Annotated in this window: 16 protein-coding genes; 13 read left to right on the top strand and 3 right to left on the bottom strand. The window is 63.7% G+C overall.

Going from position 1 to position 17,447, the window contains the following annotated elements:
* Positions 1-55 precede the first annotated feature (55 nt).
* The 10 genes from S7S_RS19895 to acs all read left to right on the top strand — a co-directional run bounded on the left by S7S_RS19895 (position 56) and on the right by acs (position 12,147).
* The gene (locus S7S_RS19895) at positions 56-232 is read left to right on the top strand and encodes a hypothetical protein (protein ID WP_008733354.1); all 177 of its coding nucleotides are present in this window, start codon (positions 56-58) and stop codon (positions 230-232) included.
* The gene (locus tag S7S_RS16005) at positions 222-3,158 is read left to right on the top strand and encodes a sensor histidine kinase (protein ID WP_008733352.1); all 2,937 of its coding nucleotides are present in this window, start codon (positions 222-224) and stop codon (positions 3,156-3,158) included. Before S7S_RS19895 ends, S7S_RS16005 begins: the two co-directional genes overlap by 11 nt.
* Positions 3,159-3,178: 20 nt before the next feature.
* Positions 3,179-4,558: a sigma-54-dependent transcriptional regulator gene (locus S7S_RS16010; protein WP_008733350.1), complete on the top strand. Its 1,380-nt coding sequence runs from the start codon at positions 3,179-3,181 to the stop codon at positions 4,556-4,558.
* A gap of 508 nt (positions 4,559-5,066) precedes the next feature.
* Positions 5,067-6,491 (top strand): polynucleotide adenylyltransferase PcnB, encoded by a 1,425-nt coding sequence (gene pcnB / locus S7S_RS16015; protein WP_008733349.1) that lies wholly within the window; start codon positions 5,067-5,069, stop codon positions 6,489-6,491.
* Positions 6,488-7,009: a 2-amino-4-hydroxy-6-hydroxymethyldihydropteridine diphosphokinase gene (folK, locus tag S7S_RS16020; RefSeq protein WP_008733348.1), complete on the top strand. Its 522-nt coding sequence runs from the start codon at positions 6,488-6,490 to the stop codon at positions 7,007-7,009. Before pcnB ends, folK begins: the two co-directional genes overlap by 4 nt.
* A complete protein-coding gene (locus S7S_RS16025; RefSeq protein WP_008733347.1) occupies positions 7,003-7,683 on the top strand; it encodes a deoxynucleoside kinase in 681 nt (226 codons plus the stop codon). The genes folK and S7S_RS16025 overlap by 7 nt, the downstream gene beginning before the upstream one ends.
* Before the next feature lie 34 nt (positions 7,684-7,717).
* On the top strand, positions 7,718-8,509 hold the full coding sequence (gene panB, locus S7S_RS16030) for a 3-methyl-2-oxobutanoate hydroxymethyltransferase (RefSeq protein WP_008733346.1): 792 nt from the start codon (positions 7,718-7,720) through the stop codon (positions 8,507-8,509).
* Positions 8,510-8,528: 19 nt separating this feature from the next.
* On the top strand, positions 8,529-9,380 hold the full coding sequence (gene panC / locus S7S_RS16035) for a pantoate--beta-alanine ligase (protein WP_008733345.1): 852 nt from the start codon (positions 8,529-8,531) through the stop codon (positions 9,378-9,380).
* Between the two features lie 152 nt (positions 9,381-9,532).
* Complete coding sequence (panD, locus tag S7S_RS16040) at positions 9,533-9,913, top strand: aspartate 1-decarboxylase (RefSeq protein ID WP_008733343.1); 381 nt, start codon at positions 9,533-9,535, stop codon at positions 9,911-9,913.
* Positions 9,914-10,209: 296 nt separating this feature from the next.
* Positions 10,210-12,147 carry an acetate--CoA ligase gene (acs, locus tag S7S_RS16045; protein WP_008733341.1) on the top strand — a complete coding sequence of 646 codons (1,938 nt, stop codon included), beginning with the start codon at positions 10,210-10,212 and terminating at the stop codon, positions 12,145-12,147.
* 85 nt (positions 12,148-12,232) lie between these two features.
* Here acs and S7S_RS16050 read toward each other — a convergent pair whose 3' ends face one another.
* On the bottom strand, positions 12,233-12,793 hold the full coding sequence (locus tag S7S_RS16050; protein WP_008733337.1) for a hypothetical protein: 561 nt from the start codon (positions 12,791-12,793) through the stop codon (positions 12,233-12,235).
* An 81-nt stretch (positions 12,794-12,874) separates the two neighbouring features.
* Here S7S_RS16050 and S7S_RS16060 point away from each other — a divergent pair.
* The 3 genes from S7S_RS16060 (at position 12,875) to S7S_RS16070 (ending at position 16,517) form a co-directional block, all read left to right on the top strand.
* Positions 12,875-14,034 (top strand): IS3 family transposase gene (locus S7S_RS16060; protein ID WP_420795638.1). Its coding sequence is split into 2 segments (ribosomal slippage): positions 12,875-13,130 and positions 13,130-14,034, totalling 1,161 coding nucleotides; the frame shifts between segments, so codons are not numbered across the junction.
* A gap of 306 nt (positions 14,035-14,340) precedes the next feature.
* Complete coding sequence (locus S7S_RS18940) at positions 14,341-15,180, top strand: LuxR family transcriptional regulator (protein WP_008733331.1); 840 nt, start codon at positions 14,341-14,343, stop codon at positions 15,178-15,180.
* 143 nt (positions 15,181-15,323) lie between these two features.
* Positions 15,324-16,517 carry an MFS transporter gene (locus S7S_RS16070; protein ID WP_008733329.1) on the top strand — a complete coding sequence of 398 codons (1,194 nt, stop codon included), beginning with the start codon at positions 15,324-15,326 and terminating at the stop codon, positions 16,515-16,517.
* Positions 16,518-16,553: 36 nt separating this feature from the next.
* Here S7S_RS16070 and S7S_RS16075 read toward each other — a convergent pair whose 3' ends face one another.
* Positions 16,554-16,949: a VOC family protein gene (locus tag S7S_RS16075; RefSeq protein ID WP_008733328.1), complete on the bottom strand. Its 396-nt coding sequence runs from the start codon at positions 16,947-16,949 to the stop codon at positions 16,554-16,556.
* A gap of 141 nt (positions 16,950-17,090) precedes the next feature.
* Positions 17,091-17,393, bottom strand: a complete 303-nt coding sequence (locus tag S7S_RS16080; RefSeq protein ID WP_008733326.1) for a hypothetical protein — start codon at positions 17,391-17,393, stop codon at positions 17,091-17,093.
* Positions 17,394-17,447 lie beyond the last annotated feature (54 nt).

The raw sequence follows: 17,447 nt of genomic DNA on the forward strand, positions 1-17,447 counted from the left end.
TGCGCTACGCTCATCACGCGCCGCAGGGCGCATTACGCTGGCAACCGGATTATTCATGTACACCGACCGGCTATTGATCATCTTCATTCTCGGCACCTACCTGCTGTCGCCGGCCATCATCGAATGGTGGAGCGAAGGCGGCCAGGCCTGGTATCGCCCGTACCTGATGTGGCTGCTGCTGATCGGGTTGTGTTACTGGATTGGCAAGAGCCGGGATTTCGATGGCCTATAGTTTCTCGCAGGTGTTCCTGATTGCGCTGGGCTACCTGCTGTTTTTGTTCATGGTGGCCTGGATCACCGATCGCGGCTGGCTGCCGGCACGGCTGGTGCGGCACCCGGCGGTGTACGTGTTCTCGCTCGGCGTGTATGCCAGCGCCTGGGCCATCTACGGCAGCATCGGCTACGCGCACCAGTACGGCTACAACTTCCTGGCCTATTTCCTCGGCATCTCCGGCGTGTTCATGCTGGCACCGATCCTGCTGGCGCCGATCCTGCGCCTGACCACCACCCACCAGCTCGGCTCACTGGCGGACCTGTTTGCGTTCCGCTATCGCAGCCGGCTGGTCGGCGGCATGACCGCACTGATGATGCTGATCGGCATGCTGCCGCTGCTGTCGCTGCAGATCAAAGCCGTGGCCGAATCGATCCAGTTGCTCACCGGCGAAGACGATCCCGGCGGGCTGGCGTTCTGGTTCTGCCTGCTGATCACCCTGTTCGCGATCCTGTTCGGTGCGCGCCACGCCACCGCGCGGGAAAAACACGAAGGGCTGGTCGTCGCCATCGCCACCGAATCGCTGATCAAGGTGGTGGCGCTGGTGACGCTGACGCTGCTCGGCCTGTTCGGTGTATTCGGCGGGCCGGGCGGCCTGAGCGAGTGGCTGCAACAGCACCCGGAAGCGCTGACCAACCTGTACCACCCGCTGCAGGACGGCACCTGGCATTCGATGATCCTGGCGTTCTTCGTCTCCGCGGTAGTGATGCCGCACATGTTCTACATGGCCTTTACCGAGAACCTGAACCCGCGCGCGCTGATGACGGCGAGCTGGGGCCTGCCGCTGCTGCTGCTGGTCATGGCACTGTGCATTCCGATCATCCTGTGGGCCGCCGCCGCCGCCAACGTGGTCGCCACGCCGGACTACTACGCCATCGCCGTGGGCAGCCTCAGCGGTCGCCACGGCGCCCTGCTTGCCTACGTGGCCGGGCTGGCCGGCGCCAGCGGCATGCTGATCGTGGCCACGCTGGCACTGTCCTCCATGACCCTCAATCACCTGGTGCTGCCGGCACGCACCCGGCCGCTGGACGAGAGCCTGTACCGCTGGCTGCTGTGGGCGCGGCGGCTGCTGATCTGCGGCATCCTGGCACTGGCCTATCTGTTCTACGTCGCCGCCGGCGACCGCCACACGCTGACCGAACTGGCGGTGCTGTCCTTCGTCGCCACGCTGCAGTTCGTACCGGGGCTGATCGGCGCCCTGTTCTGGCCCGGCGCCAACCGCAACGGGCTGTTCTGCGGCCTGGTGGCGGGCTTCGTGGTGTGGGCGCTGGCTCTGCTGCTGCCGATGCTGTTCCCGTCCTGGCAGCCGACCGAACTGTTTGAGCTGCTGGAGATCAGCCGCCGCTCGCCGGCCGCACAATGGCACCACGTGGCGATGGCCTCGATCATCGCCAACAGCGTGGTGTTCGCCCTGGTGTCGCTGTTTACCCGCACATCCAGTGCCGAGCGCAATGCCGCCGACACCTGCGCCGTGGACAGCCTGCGGCGGCCCTTCCGCTGGGAACTGGAAGCCGACAGCGTGGACGATTTCGTGCAGTCCCTGACCGACCCCCTGGGCCCGGTGACCGCCGAACGCGAAGTAAACCTGGCGCTGCGCGACCTGAACCTGACCCGTGCCGAAACCCGGCCCTATGCGCTGCGCCGCCTGCGCGACCAGGTGGAAACCAACCTCTCCGGCCTGCTCGGGCCGTCGGTGGCGCACCAGATCGTCGACGATCACCTGCCCTACAAGCCACAGGCAGAAAGTGAGTCCAGCGAGGATATCCAGTTCATCGAATCGCGCCTGGAACAGTATCGCGACCGGCTGTCCGGCCTCGCCGCCGAGCTCGACAGCCTGCGCCGCTTCCACCGGCAGACGCTGCTGGAATTGCCGATGGGCGTGATCTCGCTCGGCGCCGACGGCGAGATCATCGGCTGGAACCTGGCCATGGAACAGCTCACCGGCATCAGTGCCCGGCGCACCATCGGCTCACGCCTGAGCTCACTGCCTCCCCCCTGGAATGCGCTGCTGTACAGCTTCGCCCAGGGCGACTCGCCGCGCGAGCCGCAGGCCGAGTTCACACAGCACGGCCAGCAGCGCATCCTCAGCCTGCACAAATCGCAGGTGCAGGGCGCCATGCCCGGCGAGCGCGCCGGCGGGCAGGTGATCGTGATCGAGGAGGTCACGGACCTGCATGCCATGGAAGCACGGCTGACCCACAACGAACGGCTCGCCTCCATCGGCCGGCTGGCCGCTGGCGTGGCGCACGAGATCGGCAACCCGGTCACCGCCATCGCCTGCCTGGCGCAGAACCTGGATCATGAAGTGGAGAGCGGCGAAATCCGGCAGGCCGCCACCCAGATCGTCGAGCAGACCCGGCGCATCAGCCGTATCGTCGAATCCCTGGTGACTTTCAGCCACAGTGGCGGCACCCAGTTTGCGGTGCAGGGGCCAGTGTCCCTGGACGATACCGTGACCGAGGCGATCAACCTGCTGCGGCTGGACCCGGACCGGCGCGGCCAGGTATTTGCCAACCACTGCAACCCGGAGCATCGCGTCCGGGGCGACAACCAGCGGCTGCTGCAGGTGTTCGTCAACCTGCTCGCCAACGCCGCTGACGCCTCCCCGGACGACGCGCCGATCACGGTACGCAGCCGCATGCTGGAACAGACGGTGGAGGTGGAAATCGAAGACCGTGGGCACGGCATACCGCCGGAGCTGCGCGACACCCTGTTCGAGCCCTTTGTCACCAGCAAACCCGCAGGCCGGGGCACGGGCCTTGGTCTGGCACTGGTTTACAGTATCATTGAGGACCATTTTGGCAGCATCCGCGCGGAAAGCCCGGTGGCTGGCCAACGTGGCACACGCTTCATCATCACACTGCCGGGCTTCTCTGAAGAGGCCTGACAGGCAGGCGAGGTCAAGTCATGAGCCATATTCTGATTGTCGAGGACGAGCCGGTTATCCGGGGCGCACTGCGCAAGCTGCTGGAGCGGCATGAACACACCGTCGTGGAAGCGGCCTCGGCCGAGGCGGCCCGTGAATACGATCTGGCCAACTTCGACCTGATCATCAGCGACCTGCGCCTGCCGGGCGCCAGCGGCACCGAGCTGATCAGCCTGGCACGGCCCACGCCGGTACTGATCATGACCAGCTACGCCAGCCTGCGCTCGGCGGTGGACGCCATGCGCCAGGGCGCGGTGGACTACATCGCCAAGCCATTCGATCACGACGAAATGGTGCTGGCGGTGGACCGCATCCTCAAGGAAGGCACGCTCAAGCGTAAGAACGAAGCGCTGCGCAACGATGTGGCACGCAACTACCCGGTACAGGAAATGCTCGGCGAATGCCCGGCAATGCAGGAGCTGTTCCGCCGCATCGAGAAGATCGCCCCGACCGAAACCAGTGTGCTGATCACCGGCGAAGCCGGCACCGGCAAGGAACTGGTGGCCCGCGCCCTGCACGAGCGCAGCAGCCGCCGGCGCGGGCCGCTGGTGGTGCTCAACTGCGCCGCCATGCCCGGCCCGCAACTGGAAGCCGAGCTATTCGGCCACGAGAAAGATGCCCTGCCCGGTGCCGACGACACCAAGCGTGGCCTGGTCGAGGCGGCGGATGGCGGCACCCTGTTTCTGGACGAGGTGGGCGAATTGTCGATGGACGCCCAGGTCCGCCTGCTGCATCTGTTGCAGGATGGCGAGAGCACCCGCCTGGGCGCCCTGCATGGCCGGCCGCTGGACGTGCGCCTGGTCGTCGCCACGCCGCGCCTGCTCGACGCCCGTGTGGCGGCCGGGCAGTTCCGCAAGGATCTCTACTACCGCCTGAACGTACTGCAACTGAGCCTGCCGCCGCTGCGCGAACGCGGCGAGGACATCGGCCTGCTGGCCCACGCCCTGCTGTCCCGCCTGTGCGAGCGCCATAACAGCCCCGAATTACATTTTGATGAAAGCGCCCTGGAAGCCATGAACCGCTATAGCTGGCCAGGCAACGTGCGCGAGCTGGAAAATGCCATCGAGCGCGCCGTGATCCTGGCCGACGGGCCATCCATCACCCCCGACCTGCTGGCCATTTCCGCCGAGGCACCGGCCGCCCAGCCGGCGCAACCGGTGGCCGCCAGCCCACGCCGGCTGTTCCAGGACCCGCAGGAAGACCTGTCGCTGGAGGACTACTTCACCCGCTTCGTGCTGGAGAACCAGGACGCCATGACCGAAACCGAGCTGGCCCAGAAACTCGGCATCAGCCGTAAATGCCTGTGGGAACGCCGCCAGAGGCTGGGCATTCCCCGGCGTCGCAGCAACAGCGTCACCTGACGAGCGGCAGGCGTGTGTGGAACACCTGTTACCGTCCTACACACGCAGTAACAACATGACGGAACAGTCACGCAAAAGCAGCGAACACCCTTCACACAAAATTTGTTAACTTGTTGATACATAAGAGTTTTTCAAATTGTTGCATTGGAAGGGGGGTGAATGCAGGATGAACACACGCCAGCGAACAACAAAAACAGCGGCGAGGCTCAAAAAAAGAATAACAATTTCATGAGTCAATGCAGTGCTTGTCATGACCGGATTGTCATGACCACAAGGCAGAAAACAAAACAAACAATAACAATAACAGAATCAGCGCAATCATAAGGGACCTCAGCCATGCTGGGGTCCCTTTTTCATTTGGGGCGGCTGCACCGCCCGGCGGCGGCGGGCCAAAGGGCTTCAAGCTCGTCGCCCGAAGCGCGTCCCCTGTCCACAGAGTGGGCAGGGGACGCTGGCTGCGCTAACATGCCGAGCTTCTGTTCATGACCCAGCCGAGCCTCTATTGCCAATGCCGCGCCAGTACCCGGACCCTTTGCGACGCTTCTGCCGTTTTCTGACACGGCCATTCCGCCAGGGTTCCGCCCCCCAGCGCCGCATCATCCCCCGCGACGAGCACGATATCTCACGCCAGGACTTCAGCCGCGCCGCACTGCATGTGCTGTACGGGCTGAAGGATGCCGGCTTTGAAGCCTATCTGGTGGGGGGCTGCCTGCGCGACATCCTCACCGGCATCAAGCCCAAAGACTTCGATGTGGTCACCAACGCCCACCCGGAGGAGATCGAACGTGTCTTCCGCGGCGCCCGCATCATCGGTCGTCGCTTCCGGCTGGTGCACGTACGCTTCAAGGGCGAAGTGATCGAAGTGGCCACTTTCCGCGCCGTCACCGGCCAGGAAGAGGACGAGGATGACCGCCACAGCCGCCGCAGCGCCGGCGGCCAGATCCTGCGCGACAATGTCTACGGCACCATTGAGGAAGACGCCCTGCGGCGCGACTTCACCTGCAATGCGCTGTACTACGACATCCGTGATTTCAGCCTGCATGACTTCGCCGACAGCCTGCGCGACATCGAGCACCGCACCCTGCGTCTGATCGGCGACCCGGAGCAGCGCTACCGCGAAGACCCGGTGCGCATGATCCGTGCGGTGCGCTTCGCCGCCAAACTCGACTTCAGTATCGACCCGGCCACCGAAGAACCCCTGGCACGGCTCGCCCCGCTGCTGCAGCAAGTGCCGTCGGCGCGGCTGTTCGAGGAAGTGCTCAAGTTGTTCCTCAGCGGCCAGGGGCAGCGCACCTTTGCCCTGCTGCAGAAACATCACCTGTTCGACGCCCTGTTCCCGGCCACCGCAGAGGCACTGGACGATGACGACGGCGCCAGCGACCTGAAACTGATCCACGCCGCCATGCGCAACACCGACCGCCGCCTGGCGCAGGAAAAGCCGGTCACCCCCGCGTTCCTGTTCGCGGTGCTGCTGTGGCCGGCGCTGCGCCGCCGTGTGTCGTTCTACCTTGGCCACGGCATGCCGCCGCTGCAGGCCATGAACAAGGCCGCCGGCCAGGTGATCGCCGACCAGGTCGGCATCGTCGCCATCCCGCGCCGCTATTCCGCCGTGGTGCGCGAAATCTGGGACCTGCAAAGCCGCCTGCCGCGCCGCGCCGGCAACCGTGCCGCCGCGCTGATGGAACACCCGCGCTTCCGTGCCGCCTATGACTTCCTGCTGCTGCGCGAAGAAGCCGGCGAGATCAAGCCCGGCCTGGGTGAATGGTGGACCCGCTTCCAGGAAGCCGGCGACGAGGCCCGCGACGACATGCTGGCCGGCCTCGGCCGCCAGGACAGCGGCCCGCAGAACGCCCCGCGCAAGCGTCGCCGCAGACGGCGCCGCAGTGGCGGGGGCGCCAGCGACAACTACTCCGGCGGCGGCCAGGACGAATGATCCGCGCCTATGTCGGCCTGGGCAGCAACCTGGCCGAGCCGGCCGCGCAGGTCCGGCAGGCCATCGCCGCCCTGGCCGCCCTGCCACAGACCACCCTGGCGGGGAGCTCTCCGCTCTATCGCACCGCGCCGGTGGGGCCGCAGGACCAGCCTGATTTCATCAACGCGGTGGCCGCCCTCGATACCGCCCTCGCCCCGCTGGACCTGCTGGATGCGCTCCAGGCCGTGGAACAGGTCGCCGGCCGCGAGCGCCTGCGCCACTGGGGCGAACGCACCCTGGACCTGGACCTGCTGCTGTACGGCGATGCGCAGATCCGGCACCCGCGCCTGACCGTCCCGCACCCGCACATGACCGAGCGCGCCTTCGTGCTGGTGCCGCTGGCCGCGCTGGCCCCGGACCTGCAACTGCCCGACGGCCGCGCCGTCACCGAGTTGCTGCGGCAGTGCAATCAGGACGGGGTCTGGTACCATGAAGCCGGCCAGTCGGATGTCTCACTATCGGGGGATCAGCCATGCTGAATGAGCGATTGCAGGCCCTGCGCGAAAGCGGTGAATTGCCCCGCTTCATTGCCGTGGAAGGCCCGATCGGCGTCGGCAAGACCACCCTGGCCCGCCGCCTGGGCGACACCTTCAATTACGAAGTGCTGCTGGAACAGGCCGAGGCCAATCCGTTTCTGGAACGCTTCTACCGCGAGCCGCGCCACTTCGCCCTGCAGACCGAACTGTTCTTCCTGTTCCAGCGCGCAGAGCAACTGCGCGAACTGAAGCAGAACAGCTTGTTCGAGCCCGTGCGCGTCAGCGACTTTCTGATCGACAAGAACGCCCTGTTCGCCGAAGTCACCCTCGACGATGACGAATTCCGGCTGTACCAGAACGTGCACAAGCACCTGACCTTCGATGCCCCGCGCCCGGACCTGGTGATCTACCTGCAGGCGCCCACGAGCGTGCTGCTGCAACGCATCGGCAAACGCGGCCTGGCCCACGAGCGCAGCATCGACGCCGATTATCTTGACCGCCTCAACAACGCCTACGCACGCTTCTTTCATTTCTACGACGATGCGCCGCTGCTGATCGTCAACGCCGCCGACATCGACTTCGCCGGCAATGACGACGACTACGCGCAACTGCTCGGCTATCTGCTGGACATCCGCCGGGGCCGCCACTACTTTAACCCCCGCCCTCTGGCAGGCTGAGCCATATCCCCACCTTCACATCGGGTATCCGCTTATGAGCGTCACTGTCCGCACCCTGCAGCAATGCAAGAACGACGGCCGCAAGATTTCCATGCTGACCGCCTACGACGCCACCTTCGCGCACCAGATCAGTAGCGCCGGTGTCGACGCCATCCTGATCGGCGATTCCCTCGGCATGGTGATGCAGGGCCACGACTCCACCGTGCCGGTCAGCGTGGACGAGATCGCCTACCACACCGCCTGCGTGGCACGCGGCAACCATGGTGCGCTGCTGATCGCCGACGTGCCGTTTCTCGCCGCCGCGACCCTGGAGCGCGCGCTGGACACCTCACTGAAGCTGATGCAGGCCGGCGCCAACGTGGTCAAGATCGAAGGCGCCGGCTGGCTGGCCGACACCGTGCGCGTGCTGAAACGCAACGGTGTGCCGACCTGCATCCACATGGGCCTGACCCCGCAATCGGTCAACGCCTTCGGCGGCTATCGCGTGCAGGGCCGGGAACAGTCCCAGGCCGAACAGATGGTCGAAGATGCGCGCGCCCTGGAAGCCGCCGGCGCCGACATGCTGTTGCTGGAATGCGTGCCGCGCGCACTGAGCCGGCGCATCACCGAGTCCGTGGGGATTCCGGTCATCGGCATCGGCGCTGCGCCGGAATGCGACGGCCAGGTGCTGGTGATCCAGGATGTACTGGGCATCACCCAGGGCAAGACCGCCCGCTTCGTGAAAAACTTCATGGCCGAGGCCGGCGGCGATATCGCGGCCGCCATCAAGGCCTACGACACAGCGGTCAAGGACGGCAGCTTCCCTGCCGCCGAGCATTGTTTCTGAACGGCGCCGGAGCCCTTCCATGCTGACTCTGCACACCATCGACGAAGTGCGCGCCCAGGTGCGTGCCTGGAAAGCTGCCGGCCTGCGCGTGGCCTGTGTCCCGACCATGGGCAACCTGCACGCCGGCCATCTGCGGCTGGTCAGCGTGGCACGCCAGCACGCCGACAAAGTGGTGGCCAGCGTGTTCGTGAACCCGACCCAGTTCGGCCCGAATGAAGATTTCGACAGCTACCCGCGCACGCTGGAGACCGACCGGGAAAAGCTCGCCACCGCCGGGACTCATTTGCTGTTCGCACCGCCGGTGGAAGAAATGTATCCCGGCCCGTCGCTGACCTGGGTGGATGTCGAGCAACTTGGCGATCACCTGTGCGGCGCCAGCCGGCCCGGCCATTTCCGGGGAGTCTCCACCGTGGTCAGCAAGCTGTTCCACATCATGGAACCGGATGTCGCCTGCTTCGGCGAAAAGGATTACCAGCAATTGGCGATCATCCGCCGCATGGTCAAGGACCTGTGCTTCGCGGTGGAGGTCGTCGGCGTCCCCACCGAGCGCGAAAGCGACGGCCTGGCGATGAGTTCGCGCAATGGTTACCTGACGCCCGCACAGCGCGCCGTGGCGCCGCAAGTTCATGCTCACTTGCTTCAGGCCCGCGACGCCCTCACATCCGGGGAAACGGACTTCGATGGCCTGGTGGCACGCTTGTCCGGATCGCTGGAGACCCACGGGTTCCAGGTCGATTACCTGCAGATCATGGACGCTGCACAACTGATCCCGGCCACCCTGGAAAGCCGCGAAATACGCGTCGCGGTGGCCGCCAGGCTGGGCAAAACCCGATTGATAGACAATATCGCGGTGGCAATTGTACGTGACTGATCATTCCGGCATACTGGCGCGCCATTTTCGGCACTGGCGCCCGGCTGAATGACAGTCTGAAACAATGCCGGTTGACCTGCTGACAGGGCGCCTGCCCGGGCCTGTCATACAGTTGCAACGGCCCTCCGGGGCAGCGCAGAGAGGTGAGAGTTATGCAGTGCACTATGCTGAAAGCCAAGCTGCATCAGGCACGGGTTACCCACGCGGAACTCGAGTACGAAGGATCCTGCGCCATTGACGGCGAACTGCTCGATCTGGCGGGCATTCTTGAGTATGAGCAGATCCAGATCTACAACGTGGACAATGGCGAGCGTTTCACGACTTACGCCATTCGTGCCGAGGAAGGCTCGAAAATGATCTCCGTCAACGGTGCGGCCGCCCACAAGGCGCAACCGGGTGACCGGGTCATCATCTGCGCGTACGCCGATTACAGCAGCGCAGAGCTGATCAACTTCAAACCGCGCCTGGTCTACCTGGCCGAAGGTAACGCGGTAAAAGGCACCAGCAATGCCATTCCGGTGCAGGTGGCCTGATCCACCACACCGGTCGCATACTGCTTCTGAAACCCCGCCCTACGGCGGGGTTTTTTATTGCCCCGGATAACCGCCTGGCCACGCCGCCGCCCTGCCTGTTCCGTTAGCGCTCACACACCCGCACGCTCCCGCACAACCATTCGCCAGCCCCCGGCGCCATGACCCTTTCGCACTGCCTACTACCAAAGTGGCCTTTACCCTCCGCGCCTGATCCCCGATAGTGATGCCCTGACAAAAAAACGGGCCACCGCTGCAGCATTGGCCCATTGAAAAGAACATGCTCCAGGAGGCCATTGATGTCGGAAGTGAAACGCTATCCGGTGCCTGATTCGTTCCGTCAGCGCGCACTGATGGACAAGACCCGGTATGAAGAGTGGTATCGCGCATCCATCGAGGAGCCGGACACCTTCTGGGCCGCCCGCGCCACTGAATTTCTCGACTGGTCCCGGCCGTGGGACAAGGTCAGCGAATGGGATTTCCGCACCGGCGACGCCGCCTGGTTTATCGGCGGTGAACTCAACGCCAGCTACAACTGCATCGACCGTCACCTGCCCACCCGCGCCGATCAGACCGCGATCATCTGGGAAGGTGACGAGCCGGATCAGAGCCGCCATATCAGCTACCGCGAACTGCACGAGCAAGTCTCGAAACTGGCCAATGTGCTGAAACAGCGCGGCGTCAAAAAAGGCGACCGTGTCTGCCTCTACATGCCGATGATTCCCGAAGCCGCCTACGCCATGCTCGCCTGCGCGCGCATCGGTGCCGTGCATTCGGTAGTGTTCGGTGGTTTCTCGCCGGAAGCGCTGAAAGACCGCATCCAGGACGCCGAGGCCAGCGCCGTGATCACTGCCGATGAAGGCGTGCGCGGCGGCCGCACCGTGTCACTGAAAGCCAACGCCGACAAGGCGCTGGCCCATTGCCCGAGCGTACACACATGCGTCACCGTGCGCCGCACCGGTGGCAAGGTGAACTGGGATGAAAAACGTGACGTCTGGTACCACGAGGCCGTGGACGCCGCGAGCGCTGACTGCCCACCAGAACCGATGGGTGCGGAAGACCCGCTGTTTATTCTTTACACCTCCGGCTCCACCGGCAAACCGAAGGGCGTGCTGCACACCACTGGCGGCTATCTGCTTTGCAGCGCCATGACGCACAAATACGTGTTCGACTATCAGGACGGTGACATCTACTGGTGCACCGCCGACGTCGGCTGGGTCACCGGCCACAGCTACATCGTCTACGGCCCGCTGGCCAACGGCGCCACCACACTGATGTTCGAAGGCGTGCCGACCTATCCGGATGCCTCACGGTGCTGGCAGGTGGTCGACAAGCACAAGGTCAACATCTTCTACACTGCACCGACCGCCATCCGCGCCCTGATGGGCCTGGGCGACGCGCCGGTGACAAAAACCGATCGAGGTTCCCTGCGCCTGCTCGGCACCGTGGGTGAGCCGATCAACCCAGAAGCCTGGGAGTGGTACCACCGCGTGGTCGGTGAAGACCGTTGCCCGATCGTCGACACCTGGTGGCAGACCGAAACCGGCAGCATCATGATCGCGCCGATCCCCGGCGCCACCGATACCAAGCCCGGCTCCGCCACCCTGCCGTTCTTCGGCGTACAGCCGGCGCTGGTCGATGCCGACGGCAAGGCACTCGAAGGCGCCGCCTCCGGCAACCTGGTCATCAAGGCATCCTGGCCCAGCCAGATCCGTACCGTGTACGGCGATCACCAGCGCATGATCGACACCTACTTCTCCACCTATAAAGGCACCTACTTCACGGGTGACGGCGCACGGCGCGATGAAGACGGTTACTACTGGATCACCGGCCGCGTCGACGACGTGCTGAATATTTCCGGGCACCGTCTGGGCACGGCCGAAATCGAGTCCGCACTGGTGCTGCATCCGGCCGTGGCCGAAGCCGCCGTGGTCGGCTACCCGCACGACATCAAGGGCCAGGGCGTGTACGCCTATGTGAACCTGATGGCCGGGCACAGCGGCGACGAGGCACTGGCCACCGAGCTGCGCAATTTTGTCGCCACGGAAATCGGCGCCATTGCCAAGCCCGACCTGATCCAGTTTGCACCGGGCCTGCCGAAGACCCGTTCCGGCAAGATCATGCGCCGCATTCTGCGCAAGATTGCCACCAACGAACTGGACACGCTGGGCGACACGTCAACGCTGGCCGATCCGTCGGTGGTCGATCAACTGATCGACAATCGCCTGAATCGCTAACGCTTCATTCAGGGCGGATCGCCGCATAACAAAAAGGCTGCGTTTCCACGCAGCCTTTTTTGTTTTTCGTTCGTTCCGCTCGGGCTCAGATCACCGGCACCAGGTAAGCCCGCCAGGCCGGCGGCACCTGTTCCAGTGTCATCAGCGTCACCGTGTCGCCCTCCGGCAATACAGCTTCCGCTTCTTCCATCGGCGGCTGAACCTCTGGCGCAACCTGTGGCGCGATATCCGGCACCACTGGCGCGACAGGCAGCGCCGCCGGGTCTTCTGCCAGGCTGGTCGCCACATTCGGATTCAGCTTCCACATGGCACCGGATGCCGGGTCAATAATCAGAATGCCGAGAAAACCGCCAAACAGGATATTACCGAAATACCAGCCATCCAGATCGGCACGCAATGGATAGGATCGGCTGTAATAACCGTCCTGCTCAAAATTGACCGTGTATTCCGCGCGCGAGAAAAAACCATCCGAAGCCCCCAGCATCACCGTCTGCGGCGTTACACCGGCGGAAACCAGACGGCCACTGTCCTGCTCGATCACTTCATAACGCACGCCAGTCGGCGTACTGGAAATCAGCACCGGGTAAACACTGTCAGACACAATGGAGGCACAGCCAGAGAGCACCGTCGCAGCCAGCAGGGCCACGGGCGCCTTAGTACGAAATGATGTTCCCCGCCACTGATGGACACTCGCATAAGCGAGTAACATTCCCATCAGAGGTGAACCATGACCAAGCAGAAAGCCACAACTCGAACCCGAGTCCGTCATACCGCGCAGTACCGTGCTGAGGCCCTTGGCCTGGCTGAGCGAGTTGGCATTAAGTCCGCGGCCCAGCAGCTCGGCCTCCATGAATCGCAGTTGTACACATGGCGGAAGAAGGCGGAGCAGCAAGCCAACAAGAGCGAAGCCGAGCAGCGGTACACCGAGGAAAACGCGCGCCTCAAGCGGCAACTGGCTGAGAAGGAAGAGGAGCTGGCCATCCTAAAAAAGGCGGCAGCGTACTTCGCGAAAAACCAGAAGTGAAGTACGCCTTCATGAAAGAGAACCTCGGTATTTTCAGTGTTTTCCGTATGGCTTCGGTGCTCGGCGTCTCGCGCAGCGGGTTTTATCGCTGGCAGCAAAGGGACACCCAGCCTTCGCTGCGCAGTGAATGGCGAACCAGCCTGGATCGAGTGGTAAAGGCAGCCTTCGACGGCGCAAAGGAGCGCTATGGGTCGCCAAGAGTGACGGTCGAACTCGTAGGGCAAGGGCTTCGATATGACCCGAAAACAGTGGCCGAGAGCATGAGGCGGCAGGGGCTTCGCGCCAAGGCCAGGAAGAAGTTCAAGGCCACGACCAATTCCAACCACACCTTGCCTGTGGCGCCGAATTTGCTCGATCAGGACTTCTCGGCAGACAGGCCGAATGTCAAGTGGGTTGGGGATATCACGTACCTGTGGACCGACGAGGGCTGGCTGTACTTGGCCACCGTCATTGATCTCTTCAGCAGGCGCGTGATCGGCTGGGCCTTGTCGGAACGCATGACCGCCGACTTGGCCTGCGACGCGCTCAGGATGGCGCTTTGGAAACGCCGCATGCCGCGGGGAGTGATCGTCCATACGGATCGTGGCAGCCAGTACTGCTCCGCTGCCTACCAGAAGCTGATAAGCCAACATCGCCTGTTGTGCAGCATGAGCGCCAAGGGCAACTGCTACGACAATGCCTGCGCTGAGAGCTTTTTCCACACATTGAAGGTTGAGCTCGTTCATGGTGAGCGTTTCAGAACACGGCAACAAATGCGTGAAGCGATATTTGAATACATCGAGATCGACTACAATCGGAACCGTCGTCATAGCGCTATTGGATATCTGAACCCAGAGGCGTATGAGGCATTGAAGGTCGCTTAACCCACTGTCCGAAAGTGACGGGGAAGATCAAAATGTCATTATTTATTCCCTTGAGTTCCCCTTAAAACGCGCCCGATTATGACCATCTGAAGTAAAATGGCAACGCGCTTTTTGCCGTTATTTCGGGCTGGAATGTCATGTACTTGCATAATGATATCACCCATCAGCGCCACGCTTTCCCATGGCATGACACGAACCTGCCGCCAAAACTCCACAAATAATTCATTTCACTCTCACGCTAAAGCACACCAGAATCCACATTCTGTCAGCGAAGATAAATCGCCGCGGCACCGGAGCCCCACACTGATGTTCCCTCACGCCCCCGTGATCGAGCGTATCGAGCTGCTCAATCGGCTGAGCACGCTTGAACGACTGAATATCGGCCTCGATGCCCTGTTGCGCGAGTATGGCTTCGCGTTCTATTTCTTCGGGCTGGACCAGTCCCTGTCACTGGTCCGCCCCGAAATCACCAGCCTGCACAACCTGCCCGCAGAATGGTTCCACCGCTACATTGCCGAACAGCAGGTGCACAGCGACCCTACCGTGCGCTACACCCGCGAACACGCCCTGCCCCTGGTCTGGCACGACGCGGACGATATCGCCACGGACCACCTCGCCGCGCAGGTACTGCAGGGATACCGCGATGCCGGCCTGGGTGCGGCCTGCACCCTGCCCTTGAAGGCACCGGGCGGCGCCCCCTGCTGGCTGACACTGGGTTGCGACAGCGACGATGACGACAGCCACGCGCGGCTGCAAGACTTCATGCCGTTCGCGCTGCTGCTGGCCAGCACCGTGCTGGACTGCTGCCTGCGCCTGACGCGCCCTGCGGCACACCCGGAAACCGTGAACCTCAACACCCGCGAGCGCGACTGCCTGGCCTGGGCCAGCGAAGGCATGACCAATGCCGAAATCGGCGCCGTGCTCGGTATCAGCGACCGCACCGCCATCTACCATATCGCCAGCGCCTGCCGGAAACTCGGCGCGCGCAACCGTCAGCACGCGGTGACCCGGGCCATGCTCTCCGGCCAGTTCGGTGGCAGCGCTTCAATGGCGCGGGCCAACCACGACAAAAAGCGCGAACCGGCCCGCAGCGTGACCTCGCCCTTGTTCCGGACGGGTGATAGCGCAGCACAATCCTCGCCATAGGCCACGGTGCAGTTTTTTCCTGCATCAGCCTGCGTCATAATCGCGCGCTTCCCGCTGTGCCAGACAACGGCACACACCCTGCGCGCCATGCCGCGCCTGCTGCCCGCCGACCGGCGCCGCACGTTGTCCTGCGAGCCTGCTCTATGACCGCACCGCTTTCCTCCTCCCGGCGCCGCCTGGCCGAGCTGGCCCTGGCGCTGGGTGGCTTCAGCATCGGCACTACCGAATTCGTGATCATGGGGCTGATGCCACGCATCGCCACCGACCTGGGCGTGCCGGTCGAAGACGTGGGCTACGCCATCAGCAGCTACGCCCTCGGCGTGGTCGTCGGCGCGCCGCTGATTTCCGCCCTGGCCGCCCGCGTGCCACGACGCGCCCTGCTGATCGCACTGATGCTGATCTTCGCCTGCGGCAACATTGCCAGCGCCCTGGCCACGGATTTCTGGACCTTCGTCGGCCTGCGCTTTGTGGCCGGCCTGCCCCACGGCGCCTACTTCGGCGTGGCCGCCCTGGTCGCGGCCGCAGCGGTAAAACCCAACGAACGCGCCCGCGCCGTGGCACGGGTGATGACCGGCCTGACCGTGGCGATCCTGATCGGCGCCCCGCTGGGCACCTGGGCCGGTAACCAGTTCGGCTGGATGGTGGCCTTCATGGCCGTCGGCGGCATCGCCTTGCTGACCGCACTGATGGTGCGGCTGTGGGTGCCGATACAACCGGTACAAACGCACGCCTCGCCGCTGCGCGAACTGTCCGCACTGGTGCAACAGCGTGTGCTGTTCACCCTCGGCATCGCCTGCATCGGCTTCGGCGGCATGTTTTCGGTATTCAGCTACGTGATGCCGACCCTGACCGAGCAGGCCGGCATGTCAGACCACTATGGGCCGCTGGTGCTGGCGGTATTCGGCGTCGGCACCATCCTCGGCATGTTCGCCGGCGCGCGGTTGGCCGACCGGGACCTGCTGCGCGCGATTCCGGCCATCCTGCTCTGGTGTGTCGTCACACAGACCGCGTTTTACTGGGCTGCCAATTATGTGGTGCCGGGCATCCTGTTTGTCGGCATCGTCGGCACCGCCATGGCCCTCGGCCCGGCGATCCAGACACGGCTGATGGACGTGGCCGGCGACGCCCAGACCATGGCCGCCTCGATGAACCACGCTGCCTTCAACATGGCCAATGCCCTGGGCGCCTATTTTGCCGGCGAGGTGATCCGCATGGGGTACGACTGGTCTTCCACCGGGCTGGTCGGCGCGGTGATGGCGCTTGGTGGTTTGCTGATTTTCTGGCTTGGCCGGTTGCTGGAGCGACGCCCTGCCCGCAATATTCCGAGCGAGGCGTAGAGACCCGCTGTCCCAACGCCCCTCAGAAATTGAGACTCAGGCCTGCGGCATATGCATCAGTTCCCAGATGTGCCCGTCCGGGTCCTGGAAGCTGCGCTCGTACATAAAGCCATGATCCTGCGGCGGCCGGCAGACGCTGCCGCCATGCGCCAGCGCCGCGTCCACCATCTGGTCCACCGCCTCACGGCTGTCGCGGGACAGCGCAACCAGCACTTCGGCCTGTTCATGCGCATTGCTGATGCGCTTGCCGGGGATAAAATCCATAAAGCGCTTTTCAGTGATCAGCATCGCGTGGATGCCCTCATCGATCACCAGGCAGGCCGCGGTGTCGTCGGTGAACTGTTCGTTGAAGTGAAAGCCGAGCGCCTTGAAGAAGGCCATGCTGCGAGGCAAGTCGGCGACGGGCAGGTTGATGAAGATCTGGGTGGCCATGGGTGGGCAGCGCCTGATGAAGTGGGTTGATAGCCGTTAGTCGTCCGGGGCAGGACGTTTTCGACAGCCACCCGGGCCAGGCTGCGTGCCCCCGGCCCGGCTGCAAAGCGCCTGTTCAGACGGCAGCCATACCCATGCCGGTCATGGGCCGGCCCCTTCGAAATAAGCCCGAAGCGACTCGAAGACGTCATTGGTCCCCGACAGGAACCCGGTTTTTGGTTTAACGCCATTCAGTTCCAGTGCCACGGCGTTGATCAGGATCTTTCTCCCGTCCGCCAAATGCACCCCCATTCTTTTAGGGCCGCCTCCGCCGTTTGAGACATAAACCCTGCGTACGTCATCCGGGGTATAAAGCGTGTTCTTATAATAAAAACCTTGCTCGGTGATGGTGAGGAGAGGCTTTGAAAAGAAGAACAGGTGCCTCAGGCTGTACACTTTATCCATTGTTCACCCGACACATAAATATTCGCCCCTCGAAGTGTCCCCGGCAGCGGGTTC

This window comes from Isoalcanivorax pacificus W11-5 (assembly GCF_000299335.2).
Classification (GTDB): Bacteria; Pseudomonadota; Gammaproteobacteria; order Pseudomonadales; family Alcanivoracaceae; genus Isoalcanivorax; species Isoalcanivorax pacificus.

Bases quoted from the DNA above. Each gene is read 5' to 3' on its own strand.
- S7S_RS19895 (WP_008733354.1), top strand. From the start codon at position 56: ATGTACACCGACCGGCTATTGATCATCTTCATTCTCGGCACCTACCTG.
- S7S_RS16005 (WP_008733352.1), top strand. From the start codon at position 222: ATGGCCTATAGTTTCTCGCAGGTGTTCCTGATTGCGCTGGGCTACCTG.
- S7S_RS16010 (WP_008733350.1), top strand. From the start codon at position 3,179: ATGAGCCATATTCTGATTGTCGAGGACGAGCCGGTTATCCGGGGCGCA.
- pcnB (WP_008733349.1), top strand. From the start codon at position 5,067: ATGCCGCGCCAGTACCCGGACCCTTTGCGACGCTTCTGCCGTTTTCTG.
- folK (WP_008733348.1), top strand. From the start codon at position 6,488: ATGATCCGCGCCTATGTCGGCCTGGGCAGCAACCTGGCCGAGCCGGCC.
- S7S_RS16025 (WP_008733347.1), top strand. From the start codon at position 7,003: ATGCTGAATGAGCGATTGCAGGCCCTGCGCGAAAGCGGTGAATTGCCC.
- panB (WP_008733346.1), top strand. From the start codon at position 7,718: ATGAGCGTCACTGTCCGCACCCTGCAGCAATGCAAGAACGACGGCCGC.
- panC (WP_008733345.1), top strand. From the start codon at position 8,529: ATGCTGACTCTGCACACCATCGACGAAGTGCGCGCCCAGGTGCGTGCC.
- panD (WP_008733343.1), top strand. From the start codon at position 9,533: ATGCAGTGCACTATGCTGAAAGCCAAGCTGCATCAGGCACGGGTTACC.
- acs (WP_008733341.1), top strand. From the start codon at position 10,210: ATGTCGGAAGTGAAACGCTATCCGGTGCCTGATTCGTTCCGTCAGCGC.
- S7S_RS18940 (WP_008733331.1), top strand. From the start codon at position 14,341: ATGTTCCCTCACGCCCCCGTGATCGAGCGTATCGAGCTGCTCAATCGG.
- S7S_RS16070 (WP_008733329.1), top strand. From the start codon at position 15,324: ATGACCGCACCGCTTTCCTCCTCCCGGCGCCGCCTGGCCGAGCTGGCC.
- S7S_RS16075 (WP_008733328.1), bottom strand. From the start codon at position 16,949: ATGGCCACCCAGATCTTCATCAACCTGCCCGTCGCCGACTTGCCTCGC.
- S7S_RS16080 (WP_008733326.1), bottom strand. From the start codon at position 17,393: ATGGATAAAGTGTACAGCCTGAGGCACCTGTTCTTCTTTTCAAAGCCT.